The 13,556-nt window shown below is 67.4% G+C and carries 11 protein-coding genes and 1 pseudogene; 4 read left to right on the top strand and 8 right to left on the bottom strand.

The genetic code is table 11. The annotated features are described in order from the left end of the window. Nucleotides 1-37 precede the first annotated feature (37 nt). The 5 genes from aceE to rsgA all read right to left on the bottom strand — a co-directional run bounded on the left by aceE (nt 38) and on the right by rsgA (nt 8,183). Entirely contained in the window at nt 38-2,737 is a 2,700-nt protein-coding gene (gene aceE, locus UU7_RS08865) for a pyruvate dehydrogenase (acetyl-transferring), homodimeric type (protein WP_007807466.1), read from the bottom strand. 156 nt (nt 2,738-2,893) lie between these two features. Further along, nucleotides 2,894-5,185, bottom strand: coding sequence for an NADP-dependent malic enzyme (locus UU7_RS08870; RefSeq protein WP_007807468.1), 2,292 nt, complete (start codon nt 5,183-5,185; stop codon nt 2,894-2,896). Nucleotides 5,186-5,289: 104 nt separating this feature from the next. Continuing rightward, on the bottom strand, nt 5,290-6,579 hold the full coding sequence (locus tag UU7_RS08875; RefSeq protein WP_007807470.1) for a peptidase MATCAP family protein: 1,290 nt from the start codon (nt 6,577-6,579) through the stop codon (nt 5,290-5,292). After that, complete coding sequence (locus UU7_RS08880) at nt 6,576-7,064, bottom strand: hypothetical protein (protein WP_007807472.1); 489 nt, start codon at nt 7,062-7,064, stop codon at nt 6,576-6,578. The genes UU7_RS08875 and UU7_RS08880 overlap by 4 nt, the downstream gene beginning before the upstream one ends. A gap of 63 nt (nt 7,065-7,127) precedes the next feature. Next, nucleotides 7,128-8,183, bottom strand: coding sequence for a ribosome small subunit-dependent GTPase A (rsgA, locus tag UU7_RS08885; protein WP_007807475.1), 1,056 nt, complete (start codon nt 8,181-8,183; stop codon nt 7,128-7,130). A gap of 171 nt (nt 8,184-8,354) precedes the next feature. Between rsgA and UU7_RS08890 the strand changes: the two genes are divergently transcribed. Both UU7_RS08890 and UU7_RS08895 read left to right on the top strand, forming a co-directional pair. After that, nucleotides 8,355-9,596 (top strand): aminotransferase class I/II-fold pyridoxal phosphate-dependent enzyme, encoded by a 1,242-nt coding sequence (locus tag UU7_RS08890; RefSeq protein ID WP_007807477.1) that lies wholly within the window; start codon nt 8,355-8,357, stop codon nt 9,594-9,596. Nucleotides 9,597-9,601: 5 nt separating this feature from the next. Beyond that, nucleotides 9,602-10,210 (top strand): SGNH/GDSL hydrolase family protein, encoded by a 609-nt coding sequence (locus tag UU7_RS08895; protein ID WP_007807479.1) that lies wholly within the window; start codon nt 9,602-9,604, stop codon nt 10,208-10,210. Between the two features lie 17 nt (nt 10,211-10,227). On the opposite strand, the gene UU7_RS08900 is transcribed toward UU7_RS08895, so the two are convergent. Both UU7_RS08900 and UU7_RS08905 read right to left on the bottom strand, forming a co-directional pair. Then, the gene (locus UU7_RS08900; protein WP_007807481.1) at nt 10,228-11,013 is read right to left on the bottom strand and encodes an SDR family NAD(P)-dependent oxidoreductase; all 786 of its coding nucleotides are present in this window, start codon (nt 11,011-11,013) and stop codon (nt 10,228-10,230) included. Continuing rightward, a complete protein-coding gene (locus UU7_RS08905) occupies nt 10,997-11,701 on the bottom strand; it encodes a TetR/AcrR family transcriptional regulator (protein WP_007807483.1) in 705 nt (234 codons plus the stop codon). Before UU7_RS08905 ends, UU7_RS08900 begins: the two co-directional genes overlap by 17 nt. A gap of 107 nt (nt 11,702-11,808) precedes the next feature. On the opposite strand from UU7_RS08905, the pseudogene grxD reads away from it, so the two are divergent. Next, nucleotides 11,809-12,420: pseudogene (grxD, locus tag UU7_RS08910) on the top strand (Grx4 family monothiol glutaredoxin); the annotation flags it as partial. 272 nt (nt 12,421-12,692) lie between these two features. Here the strand turns inward: grxD and UU7_RS18965 are convergent. After that, complete coding sequence (locus UU7_RS18965; protein WP_157582069.1) at nt 12,693-12,905, bottom strand: hypothetical protein; 213 nt, start codon at nt 12,903-12,905, stop codon at nt 12,693-12,695. A 377-nt stretch (nt 12,906-13,282) separates the two neighbouring features. Between UU7_RS18965 and UU7_RS08915 the strand changes: the two genes are divergently transcribed. After that, nucleotides 13,283-13,556 (top strand): carboxypeptidase-like regulatory domain-containing protein (locus UU7_RS08915; protein ID WP_007807487.1); only part of this gene is annotated, 274 nt, incomplete at its 3' end.

A 13,556-nucleotide genomic window follows, 5' to 3' on the forward strand; every position in this document is an offset into this window, starting at 1 on the left:
CCGATCGGCGGGTTTTTCATTGGGACGTCCAGACGGCTCAGACGGCAAGCGGGTTCGGCTTGTCCTGGTCGAGCTTGTATTCCTTGATCGCCCGGCTCACGTCCTTCGCGTTCATCTTGCCGTCCTTCGCCAGCGCCGCCAGCGCCGCGTGCGCGATCCAGTAGCGATCCACCTCGAAGAAGTCACGCAGGTGCGCGCGGGTGTCCGAGCGGCCGTAACCGTCGGTGCCCAGCACGGTGTAGCGCATGCCGTCGGGCATGAAGGCGCGGATCTGGTCGGCGAACTCGCGCACGTAGTCGGTGGCGGCGATCGCCGGGCCGGAGCGTCCGTCGAGCAGGCTGGTGACGTACGGCACGCGCTGCTCCGCTTCCGGATGCAGGCGATTCCAGCGCTCGGCGTCGAAGCCGTCGCGACGCAGTTCGACGAAGCTGGGGCAGGACCAGATGTCGGACTTCACGCCGAAGTCCTTCTCCAGCAGTTCGGCCGCCGCGATCACTTCACGCAGGATCGTGCCCGAGCCCAGCAACTGCACGCGCGGCTCGCCCTTCTTCGGCTTGCCGCCGTCCTTGAACAGGTACATGCCCTTGATGATGCCTTCCTCGCTGCCCTTGGGCAGGTCGGGGTGGCTGTAGTTCTCGTTCATCACGGTGATGTAGTAGTAGTGGTCTTCCTGCTCCTGCAGCATGCTGCGCACGCCGTCCTGCAGGATCACCGCGACCTCGTAGGAGAAGGTGGGGTCGTACGCCTTCACGTTGGGGATCGCACCGGCCAGCAGGTGCGAGTGGCCGTCCTCGTGCTGCAGGCCTTCGCCGTTCAGCGTGGTGCGGCCGGCGGTGCCGCCGATCAGGAAGCCGCGCGCGCGCATGTCGCCCGCCGCCCAGCACAGGTCGCCGATGCGCTGGAAGCCGAACATCGAGTAGTAGATGAAGAACGGCAGCATCGCCTGGTTGCTGACCGAGTAGCTGGTCGCCGCCGCCATCCACGAGGCCATGCCGCCAGCCTCGCTGATGCCCTGCTGCAGCACCTGGCCCTTCTGGTCTTCGCGGTAGTACAGCAGCTGGTCGGAGTCCTGCGGCTTGTACTTCTGGCCGAACGGCGCGTAGATGCCGATCTGGCGGAACATGCCTTCCATGCCGAAGGTGCGCGCCTCGTCGGCCACGATCGGCACCACGCGCTCGCCAAGCTGCTTGTCGCGCAGCAGCAGGTTGATGCCGCGCACCAGCGCCATCGTGGTGGAGATCTCGCGCTCACCGGTGCCCTTGGTGATTTGCTCGAACGCGGACAGCTCCGGCGCCTTCAGCTTGGCCTCGGCCTTGCGCCGGCGCTGCGGCAGGAAGCCGCCCAGCGCCCGGCGGCGTTCCAGCATGTACTGCACTTCCGGCGAATCCATGCCCGGGTGGTAGTACGGCACTTCGTCGTGCAGCTTGTCGTCGGGGATCGGGATCTGGAAACGGTCGCGGAAGTGGCGCACCGATTCGTCGTCCAGCTTCTTCTGCTGGTGGGTGGGGTTCTGCGACTCGCCCGAACCCAGGCCCATGCCGTAACCCTTGACCGTCTTGGCCAGGATCACCGTGGGCATGCCCTTGGTGTTGGACGCCGCATGGTAGGCCGCATAGACCTTGTGCGGATCATGGCCGCCGCGGTTCAGCCGCCAGATGTCGTCGTCGCTGAGGTTGGCGACCATCTCGCGCGTCTCCGGATACTTGCCGAAGAAATGCTCGCGGGTGTACGCGCCGCCGAACGCCTTGCAGGCCTGGTATTCGCCGTCGACGGTTTCCATCATCAGCTTGCGCAGCACGCCCTTGTCGTCGCGCGCCAGGAGCGGGTCCCAGTAACTGCCCCAGGCCAGCTTGATCGCGTTCCAGCCCGCACCGCGGAACACGCCTTCCAGTTCCTGGATGATCTTGCCGTTGCCGCGCACCGGGCCGTCCAGCCGCTGCAGGTTGCAGTTGATCACGAAGATCAGGTTGTCCAGGCCCTCGCGGCCGGCCAGCGAGATCGCGCCGAGCGATTCCGGCTCGTCGCACTCGCCGTCGCCCAGGAAGCACCAGATCTTGCGATCGCTCTTCGGCACCAGGCCGCGGTTCTCCAGGTACTTGAAGAACTGTGCCTGGTAGATCGCCTGGATCGGACCCAGGCCCATCGATACCGTCGGCACCTGCCAGTAATCCGGCATCAGCCACGGATGCGGATACGACGACAGCGCCCGACCCTTGCCCACCACTTCCATGCGGAACAGGTCGAGCTGGTCCTCGGCCAGGCGGCCTTCGAGGAACGACCGTGCGTAGACGCCCGGGCTGGAATGGCCCTGGTGGAATACCAGATCACCAGGGTGGTCGGCGCTGGGCGCCCGCCAGAAATGGTTGAAGCCCACGTCGTACAGCGTGGCGCTGGAGGCGAAGCTGGCGATGTGGCCGCCCAGCTCGCCGGGCTTGCGGTTGGCGCGCACCACCATCGCCATCGCGTTCCAGCGGATCAGCGAGCGGATGCGCCATTCCATCGCCGCGTCGCCGGGGCTCTTCGCCTCCTGGCTGGGCGGGATCGTGTTGACGTATTCGGTGGTGGGATTGAACGGCAGATGGCCACCCGAACGGCGGGTGGTGTCGACCATCTTCTCCAGCAGGAAGTGCGCGCGCTCGGTGCCGTCATGATGGATCACCGCGTCGAGCGAATCGATCCACTCGCGGGTTTCGGTGGGGTCGATGTCCTGGTTGAGGATATCGTCGAGCTGATCCATGAAGATTCTCCGCAGCGCCGTTGCAGCGCTCATGCTTGAGGGGGAATGCCCGCCGCCGGGGAGTGCGGCGGGAATCAACGTCCAAGTCTAGCCGCTGGGCCTGAGGCTAGCCAATCCGCCCGCCATGCGCCGGCGCATGGCGGGCGCCGCGAAACTTCAGCCCTGCGAACGATTTGCCGCGCGGATCTGCGCCTCGACGCACGCCACCGCGCTCATGTTGACCACGCGACGCACGGTCGACTGCGGCATCAGGATATGCGCCGGCTTGGCCACGCCCATCAGGATCGGCCCGATCACCACGCCGTCCGACAGCATGCGGGTCATGTTGTAGGCGATGTTGGCCGCGTCCAGGTTGGGGAACACGAACACGTTCGCCTTGCCCTCCAGCCGCGAATGCGGGAACAGCTTCTCGCGCAGCGCCGGCACCAGCGCCACGTCGGCCTGCATTTCGCCCTCCACTTCCAGCCGCGGTGCGCGGGCGCGGATCAGTTCCAGCGCCTTGCGCATCTTCTTCGAGCCGCAGGTGTCGCGGCTGCCGAAGTTGCCGCCGGAGAGCAGCGCGATCTTGGGCTGGATGCCGAACAGCTTCAGCCGGATCGACGCCTGCAGCGTGGCCTCGGCGATCTGCTCGGGGCAGGGATCGTCCTGCACGTGGGTGTCGAGGTAGAAGAAGGTGCCCTTGTCGGTGGACACCGCGGCCATCGCCGACGGTTCGACCACGCCCTCGTCCAGGCCGATGATGTCGCGGATGTAGCGCAACTTGCTCTGGTACTGGCCGACCAGGCCGCAGATCATCGCGTCCGCCTCGCCGCGCTCGACCATCAGCGCCGCGATCGCGGTCGGCCGCGAGCGGATCACCGCCTTGGCCATCGACGGCGTGACCCCGCGACGCTCCATCAGCCGGTGGTAATGCTGCCAGTAGTCGTCGAAGCGCGGGTCGGAGTTGATGTTGCAGATCTCGATGTCGACGCCGGGCTGGATGCGCAGGCCGGCGCGCTTGATGCGCTTGTCGATCACCTCGGGGCGACCGATCAGGATCGGCTTGCCCAGGCCTTCGTCGACCACCACCTGCACCGCGCGCAGCACGGTCTCTTCCTCACCCTCGGCGTAGACCAGCCGCGCGGGCGCGGACTTGGCCCGCTCGAACACCGGCTTCATCAGCAGGCCGGTGCGGAACACGAAGCTGGTGAGGCGATCGTTGTATTCGGCGAAATCGGCCATCGGCCGCGTGGCCACGCCCGAATCCATCGCCGCCTTCGCCACCGCCGGCGGCAGCTGCAGCAGCAGGCGCGGGTCGAACGGCTGCGGGATCAGGTAATTCGGCCCGAAGCTGGGCGGTTTGCCGCCGTAGGCGCGCGCGCTGACGTCGGACGACTCGCGCCGCGCCAGCGCCGCGATCGCCTTGACGCAGGCGATCTTCATCGGCTCGTTGATCACCGTGGCGCCCACGTCCAGCGCGCCGCGGAACAGGTAGGGGAAGCACAGCGCGTTGTTGACCTGGTTCGGATAATCCGAACGACCGGTGGCCATGATGCAGTCCGGCCGCACCGCCTTGGCGTCTTCCGGGGTGATCTCCGGATTCGGGTTGGCCAGCGCGAAGATGATCGGCCGCTCGGCCATCGTGGCGACCATCTCCGGCTTCAGGATGCCACCGGCGGAGAGGCCCAGGAACACGTCCGCGCCATCGACGATCTCGGCCAGCGTGCGCGCTTTCGTGTCGCGCGCGTAGCGCTGCTTGTCGGGGTCGAGGTTGGTGCGCCCGGTGTGGATCACGCCGTCGCGGTCGAACGCCAGGATGTTCTGCGGCTTCACGCCCAGTGCCACCAGCATGTCCAGGCAGGAGATGCCCGCCGCGCCGGCGCCGGTGGTGGCCACGCGGATGTCCTCGATCTTCTTGCCGACCACCACCAGCGCGTTGATCAGCGCCGCGCCGACGATGATCGAGGTGCCGTGCTGGTCGTCGTGGAACACCGGGATCTTCATCCGCTCGCGCAGCTTGCGCTCGACGATGAAACACTCCGGCGCCTTGATGTCCTCCAGGTTGATGCCGCCGAAGGTCGGCTCCAGGCTGGCGATGATATCGACCAGCTTGTCCGGGTCGTTCTCGTCGATCTCGATGTCGAACACGTCGATGCCGGCGAACTTCTGGAACAGCACGCCCTTGCCTTCCATCACCGGCTTGCTGGCCAGCGGGCCGATGTTGCCCAGGCCGAGCACCGCGGTGCCGTTGCTGATCACCGCCACCAGATTCGAGCGCGCGGTGTATTCGGCGGCGGTGGTCGGGTCCTCGACGATCGCGTCGCAGGCCGCGGCGACGCCGGGCGAATACGCCAGCGACAGGTCGCGCTGGGTCAGCAGCGAGGTGGTCGGGGTGACCTTGATCTTGCCCGGCCGTGGCAGGCGGTGATATTCGAGCGCGGCGAGGCGCAGTTCTTCGGGGAGGCTCATGGGATGCGTTGTTGTCCTTGAAGGAGCGTCGGCCGACAGTGCAGTCAACGTGCCGTGATGTTAACACCGGCGCGGCCTGCCCCGGTTCCGACCACGCCGCGGATTCACACGCCGGCCAGCCAGTCCTCGCCCTGCACCTGGCTCAGCTGGATGCCGTTGATGAAGACCGAAAAGGCCAGCTTGCCAGCCAGTCCATGCACGTGCTGCATCCACGGCGGCAGCCAGCGCGGCGGCAGGATCGCACCGGACTCGAAATGCGGCTGCAGCGCGATCACGTCGTGCAGGGTCAGCTTGCCGGCGAACAGGTGGCGCAGCAGATCCATCCGTCGCTGCCGCAGCGCCCAGCGGAAAAAAGTGTGCACGGTGAGCAGACCGGACAGGTAGACGTTGTCCTTGGCGAACGCCGCGCCGCCGCCCGGCGGCACCCCGCGGAACACCCGCTGGGCCGAGTGGAAGCTGTCCGCCGTGCTCTGCCCGCACAGGCTGAAATACTTGTACACCTCGACGAAATCGGCACCGTTCAGCGCCATGTCGATGGCCAGGATGCGCAGGCTGATGCGCTTCAGCCGGGTGATGTCGATGGCGCCGGACATCAGTTCGGCGAACACCGCCAGGCCTTCCTGGGTGGCGGTGACCCGCGGCGAGGTGCGCGCCAGCGACGCCAGCAGCGGCTGCCGGCGGCCGTTCAGGGCGGTCAGCGAATGCACGAAGGCCTCGTGTGCCAGCAGTTGGTGGCGATCGTAGTCGCTGAAGCAGTCGCCACCGCGCAGACGGATGCGGGTGGCGCCGGCGGCGGCCTTGGCGGTCAGCTCGGGGTCCACTTCCACACTGATCGTGCCGGCGCCGAAGAAGTCGTCGAGCGTGGCGGACAGGTCGGCGCGCAGCGCATCGGCCGGCATGTTCACGATGCTGTCGTCGGCGAGCAGGTCGGCGCCCAGCTCGTCGGACAGGGCGACGAAGTAGTGGGCGGCGTCCAGGTTGCTGCGCTGGCTGCCGGGGATCATGTCGTCCGGACGTCCATACAGGGCGATCGACGGCGCGGTGACGCTCGCGCTGCCGACCGACTCCAGCATTTCGGCGGCGATGCGCCAGGACTCGGCGGTGCGCCGCAGGTAGTCGCCCAGCGGGTCGATGTCGAGCGGATCGCTGCCGCCAGCGGCGGCCTCGATCGCCGCCAGCTCGGCACGCACGGCACCCAGCTCCGGCCGCGCGTACGTCACTTCCGGCAGGCTGAACCGGCCGCGGCTGTAGGCATCGATCATGCGGTTTTCCAGCGACGCCGGCCACGCCACCGTGGGCAGGATGCGGATGCCGCGCACCGCCGCCAGCAGGCGCTGGTCGAGGGCGGCGTAGCGCTCAAGCCCCGGCATGACGGTGGAAGCCGGCGCGTTCATCGGGCAGCCTGCCTGGCGGCATCGACACGCCGGATCAACGCGGTGGCCACGGGATCGGGCTTGAACAGGTTGAACAATCCGCGCGGACTGGCCGGCATGAAGTTGAACTCGGAGCCGAGCGGGCCCGCGCTGCGCAGCATCACGGTGATTCGCCGGGGATTGGTCGTCGTGGTGGCATTGATGTTCATCACGTCGGCAAGTGGCACGCGACGCTTTTCGCCACGGTTGGTCACCACCAGCCAGTCGCCGTCCAGCCATACCTCGTCCATCAGGTCGAAGATCAGTCGACGAAAGACGACGAACCCGATCGCGGCCATCATCAAGGGCATGGCCAGGAAAACCAGGTCCGGCGGCCTGTCGTCGGCACTCCCGGGCTGGAGCCGTGCCCACAGCGAGAACGCGAAGAACAGCACGATGAATCCGAACCAGAGCACCGGAAACACCCGCTTGTAGAATCCGGTGCTGCTGGATGACAGTCGTTGCATGTGGCCCCCTGCGTCGGTGAGTAGATGCTCTTCGGTGCCTCGAGCGATCCTGGCAGGCGCTCTTCAGTCGCGCTCGCGCTGTCCGCGATGGCCGTGCGGCCGTTCGATCGGCCGACCGCCGCGCTGCTTGCGCAGACGCGCTTCCAGCGTGGCCGCCTGCTCCTCGCGCTCGTCGTGCAGCTTGAGGTAGTTGCGCCAGCGGCCGGGCGCCAGCTCGCCGTTGTCCAGCGCCACCTGCACCGCGCAGCCCGGCTCGCTGCCGTGCCCGCAGTCGGCGAAGCGGCAGGCTTCGGCCAGCGCCTCGATGTCGGCGAACAGGTCGAGGTTCTCCTCGCCGGTGAGCTTGAGTTCGCGCATGCCCGGCGTGTCGATCATGCAGCCGCCGCTGGGCAGCTGCAGCAGGGCGCGATGGGTGGTGGTGTGGCGGCCGCGGCTGTCGTGGCTGCGCACTTCGGCGGTGGCCATCGTGGCGGTGCCGAGCAAGGTGTTGGTCAGGGTCGACTTGCCGGCGCCGGACGAACCGACCAGCACCGCGCTGTCGCCCGGCCCCAGGTAGCGGGCCAGCAGGGCCACGCTGGCCGGGTCCTTGCCGTTCAAGGGATGGATCGGCACATCGGCCGGCAGCCGTGCGCGCAAGGCGGCGATCTGCGCGTCCGCGTCGTCGCGGGTATCCAGCTTGCTGAGCAGCACCACCGGCTGCGCGCCGGAGTCCTCGGTCAGCGACAAGTAACGCTCGATCCGCGCCGGATTGAAGTCGCCGTCCAGGCCGGTCAGCACCAGCACGTAGTCGATATTGGTGGCGATCAGCTGGCGCTCGTAGCGTTCGCCCGCGGCGGCGCGCGACAGCACGGTGCGCCGCGGCAGCACATTGACGATGTGCGGCGGCTTGCCGTCGCTCACTTCGACGAAATCGCCGACCACCGGCCGCTCGCCCGCATCGATGCCGCGCTTGAGATAGCGCCCGTCCGGCTGCGCGCCGAACAGCGTCTGGCCGTCGTGCAGCTCGTAGCCGGCCCGGTGCTGGGCAACCACCCGCGCCAACCGCAAGCCGCCGTCGGGCAGCCGGTCACCACGCCAGCCGATGCTGCGCAGGCGTTCGATCGTTTCGGAATCACTCATGGGGGAGATCAGTCGGCACGGTGCCGCTGATTATGCCCTGCCCGAAGATTGCCCGACGATGAACCGCAAAACGGCCGGCCAGCCCTCGCGCTGCACTGCATCACGCTGCTAGCATCGGGCTGCCGGCGGCACGACCGCCGCCGTCATCAACCTGCGACAAGGATACCGGCGTTGGTCTCGATCACACCCAGTGCGCACCTGGCGGACGTGCGCTATGAAATCCGCGGGGCGCTGACCCGGCGCGCGCGCGAGCTGGAAGCGGCCGGGCGCGACATCATCAAGCTCAACATCGGCAACCCCGGCCGCTACGGTTTCGAGGCGCCGGCGCGCCTGCGCGAGGCGATCGCCAGCCATCTGCACGACAGCGAGGCCTATGGCCACGAGCAGGGACTGGAGCTGGCCCGCGAGGCGATTGCCGCGCAGCAGCGCGCTCGCGGCGCCCGCGGCGTGGACTCCGAGCGGATCTTCATCGGCAACGGCGTCAGCGAGCTGATCGACCTGTCCCTGCGGGCGCTGCTGCGGGACGGCGACGAAGTGCTGCTGCCCAGCCCGGACTACCCCCTGTGGAGCGCCGCCACCATCCTCAACGGTGGCCAGCCACGCTATTACCGCTGCCTGGCGCGCAACGGCCACCTGCCCGACCCGGACGAGATCGAGGCGCTGATCGGCCCGCGCACCCGCGCCCTGGTGCTGATCAACCCGAACAATCCCACCGGCGTCACCTACCCGCGCGCGATGCTGGAACGGCTGGTGACGATCGCGGCGCGCCATCGGCTGCTGCTGCTGGCCGACGAGATCTACGACGAGATCCTCTACGACGGCGCCCGGTTCCAGCCGCTGGCCGAAGTGGCCGGCGAGCTGCCCTGCCTCAGCTTCGGCGGCCTGTCGAAAGTCCATCGTGCCTGCGGCTACCGGGTCGGCTGGATGAGTCTTTCCGGCGACCCGACCCACAGCGCCGCCTATCGCGACGCACTGCAGCTGCTGGCCGCGTTGCGCCTGTGCGCCAACGTCACCGCGCAGTGGGCGGTGCTGCCCGCGCTGCAGGACGCGCCCACGATCGGCACGCTGACCGCGCCGGGCGGCCGGCTGCATGAGGCGCGGCGGGCCGTGCTCGACGGCGTGGCCGCCAGCGAATACCTGGAACTGGTCGCACCCGATGGCGCGCTCTACGCCTTCCCCCAGGTACGCGCCGACCGCATCCCCGGCTTCGATGACGAAGCGTTCGCGCTGCGCCTGCTGGAAGAGGAGTCGGTGCTGGTGGTGCCCGGCAGCAGCTTCAACGTGCCGCGCAGCCGCCACTTCCGGCTGACCCTGCTGCCGCCGCCGGCGCAATTGCATGAGGTGTTCGTGCGCATCGAACGGGTGCTGGCGGGAATGGCGCGCGAGCAGTCGCCCGCCGCCGCGGTGGCCTGAACGCCGTGCCGACGGGTTATCTCGCGCTCGGCGATTCGTACACGATCGGCGAGGCCGTGGCGGCCGATGAACGATGGCCGGCCCTGCTGGTGCGGCAGCTGCGGGCCGATGGCCTGCCGATCGACGAGCCGCAGATCATCGCGGTCACCGGCTGGACCACCGACGAACTGGCGCAGGGCATGGACCAGGCTGCGCTGCACCCGCCCTACGCGCTGGTCAGCCTGCAGATCGGCGTGAACAACCAGTATCGCGGCCGGCCGGCCGACGAATACCGCACGCAGTTCGCCGCGCTGCTGGCCCGCGCCACGGCACTGGCGGGCGGCCGCGCCGCCCGCGTGGTGGTGGTGTCGATTCCCGACTGGGGCGTCACCCGCTTCGCCGGCGAACAGGGCCGCGACCGCTCGGTGATCGCGGCGGAACTGGACGTCTACAACGCGATCGCCCGCCACGAGAGTGCGCGCGCGGGTGCCGGTTTCGTCGACATCACCGGCATCTCGCGGGCGCATCCACAGCTGGTCGCCGCAGACGGACTGCATCCTGCCGCCGACCAGTACCGGCGCTGGCTGGCCGCGATCGCACCGGTGGCGGCGGACGCCTTGCGCACGCAGGACTGATCGCCCGCCGCCCCGGCTCAGTTGCGCATCAGCCTGCCCGCCACCCGCGCCGACAGCACGCGCGGCGTCAGCCGGATCGAGTGGGCCATCAAGGCATTGACCCAGCCCGTGATCACCCCGGCGCGCCCGGCCAGCATCGCGTCGATGCCGCGCCTGGCCACCGCCGGCGCCTCCATCCGGGTCAGCCGCTGGTACCAGGTGGCGCGCTGGCCGGAGACTTCGAGGAAACGGGTGGCGGTGACCCCGGGGGAAACCACGGTGCAATGCACGCCGCTGCCCCGCAGCTCCTCGTCCAGCGCGTGGGAAAACGCCAGCACGTAGCTCTTCGCCGCCGCGTAGGCGGCGTAGCCCGGCGTAGGCTGGAACGCGCCGGTCGAAGCCACCTGCAGCACGCGGCCGTAGCCGCGCTGGCGCATGCCCGGCAGGAACAGGCGGGTCAGATGGGTGAGCGCCATCACGTCCACCATCAGCATGCTTTCCAGGCGCGCCCAGTCGGTGTCGGCAAATTCGCCGAACACGCCGAAGCCCGCGTTGTTGACCAGCGCATCGATCTGCACGCCGGCGCCGGCCAGGTTCGCCAGCAGCGCTTCGCGCGCGGCCGCATCGGCAAGGTCAAGCGGATGCACCTGCACCATCGCACCGTCGGCGCGCAATTCATCGGCCAGTTGCTGCATCGGCGCCTCGCTGCGCGCCACCAGCACGAGGTTCCAGCCACGCCGTGCCAGCTCGCGGGCAAAGGCCACGCCCAGCCCGCTGGAAGCGCCGGTCACCAGGGCGGTGCGGTGATCAGGCTCGGGGGTCATGCAAGGTCTCCGGGCAGGTACGCAAGCCGGCAATCAGGGCCAGCAGAAGTCGCCGCAGTTCGGCGGAAAAGTCGATCACGAAGCCGGACAGATCCGGCGCAGCCAGCAGCGCGGCCCGCAACGGCGCCGGCGGCGCCGCCATCTGCGCCAGGCCGGGAACGATCGCCTGCAGCCACAGCAGCAGGCGGCTGCCCGCACCGGGCGACAGCTGCAGCCGCTGTTCCAGCGCCGCACCGCTGGCGGTCACCCGCTGCGCCAGTTGCCGCTTGAACACCAGCACCTCGGCCACCGGCACGTTGTGTTCCAGCACGGCATGCAGCACGCCCATCAGCTGCAGCAGCAGCGGGCGCCGGGCGAAGTCCTGCAGCAATCCGTCGATCCAGCCGTCGAGATTGGTAACGGCGGACGCCTGCAACTGCGCATCGAAGGCATCGAACCAGCCGAGGTAGTGCTCGGCCAGCAGTTGCAGGAACAGCGCCTCCCGGGTGGGGAAGTACAAGTAGCTGGTGCCCTTGGCCACGCCGGCCGCCGCCGCCACCTCGCTCATCGTGATCGCCGCATACGGCCGCTCCGACAGCAGCCGCAGCGCGGCGGCAAGAATTTCGCTGCGGCGGCGATCCTTCAGGTCGGCGCTGACGGCGCGACGACCGGACCGATCTTGGCGGGAGCTTTGTTGACCATGGGTCATCTATAAATGACCGGAAGTCATTTTTCAACCTGATCCGGGTCAAGTCAGCCGGCCCCGCAGGCGCGGTATCATGGACGGTCTCCCACCCGATCTTCAGGAATCACGCCATGTCGCTCGATCCCGGCACCCGCGAACGCATCGAAACCCTGCTCAGGGAGCACCGCGTGGTGCTGTTCATGAAGGGCAACCGCAGCCAGCCGATGTGCGGCTTCTCCGCTGCCGCCACCAACACGCTGAACGAGCTGTTGCCGGAATACCACACGGTCAACGTGCTGGACGACCCGGAGATCCGCGAAGGCATCAAGGCGTTTGGCGACTGGCCGACGATTCCGCAGCTGTACGTGGAAGGCGAACTGGTCGGCGGCGCCGACATCATTCGCCAGATGTACGGCAGCGGCGAACTGCACCAGTTGTTCGGCGTGTCCGCGCCGGATCGCACGCCGCCGGACATCACCATCACCGACGCCGCCGCCGAGGCGATCCGCCAGGGCACCGCGAATGCGCAGGGCGTGGCGCTGCATCTGGAGATCGGCCCCGATCACAGCGCCGGCTTCCAGTTGGCGCCGGCCAGCGAGCACGACATCGTGGCGGTGGCCAACGGCCTGGAAGTGCATTTTGATCCGGCCAGCGCACAGCGTGCCCGGGGCATCGTGATCGACTGGGTATCCACCGTGCAGGGCGAAGGCCTCAGCCTGAAATTCCCCGGCGCGCCCGAGATCTAGCCATTCAAGGGGTCGGCAAACTGACCTTCAGTGATCTCGCCTGATTCGACGAAAGCGTCCGTGCCTCCGCGGGGTCGGCGAACGCACGCGCACGCTTTCATGCGCCATGAGGCCGCCCCGTCTCGGCGGCGCCGCGGCTTCTCGCTTTGTTCGAACCCGGCAGAAGGAACGAATGGATGCCCCGGTCGCAATGCAACAGAAGCGGATCGCGCCGAGACCTGACCGCGCCGTGATCAAGCATTCAAAACGCCCTTCGCCCGGGCGTTTTTTTATGCTTGGTGCCCGTCAATACGTTCATCATGCATTAATAAATAAAATACGACGCCGCAAATAACGGCGTAAATACGCAAATATTTGCGACTCATTTCTCCGTTATTTTTTGCACTTGGGTGCAACTCCGGCGTTGTTCCGATGAATATCGTTAATACATGCGAATTACACATGTTTTTACGCACAAGCACAAAGCAGGCCACCGGTGCCATGTTCGATTTATTTCTGGTTTTATAACTCTTGCGTAACGTTTTTGTGCGTCGTAACTTGTCTGCACGAAGATGACTGCACCCGCCTGTGACGACATTTGGTACACCGTCAAACACAGATGCCAGCGCATCGAAAGCCGGAAAGGACACACCGTCAAAAGGGTGGCCACGGAAGGGCAGAAGCCTTCGGAAACAAATACTTGTTCAAATTCAGTTTGCAGCCTGTTTATTTGCTGCGTATTTGGGGAGGCGCCGCACCAGCTGCGCCAAACCTCTCAACGGAGGGTGAGTTAATGAAGTCCACTTTACATAGGCCTGTCTCCAACAAGACGCTGGGGCGTCGTACTGCGGTAGCACTTGCCATCGCCGTTGGATTCGGCATGACAGGGGCGGTCTACGCCCAAGCCACAACCGGCAGCATCTTTGGTCAGGCGCAATCCGGCGATTCCGTGCTGGTCAAGAGCTCGTCCGGCGTCACCCGCCAGGTAGACGTGGATTCGACCGGTCACTACACCGTGAACTCCCTGCCGCTGGGCAACTACACGGTCACGCTGCAGCATGACGGCCAGACCGTCGACTCGCGCTCCAACGTCACCTTGCGTGTGGGCTCGGGTACCGAAGTGTCGTTCGGCGGGCAGAATGCCCAGACCCTGT

Source organism: Rhodanobacter spathiphylli B39, assembly GCF_000264295.1.
Taxonomy (GTDB): Bacteria; Pseudomonadota; Gammaproteobacteria; order Xanthomonadales; family Rhodanobacteraceae; genus Rhodanobacter; species Rhodanobacter spathiphylli.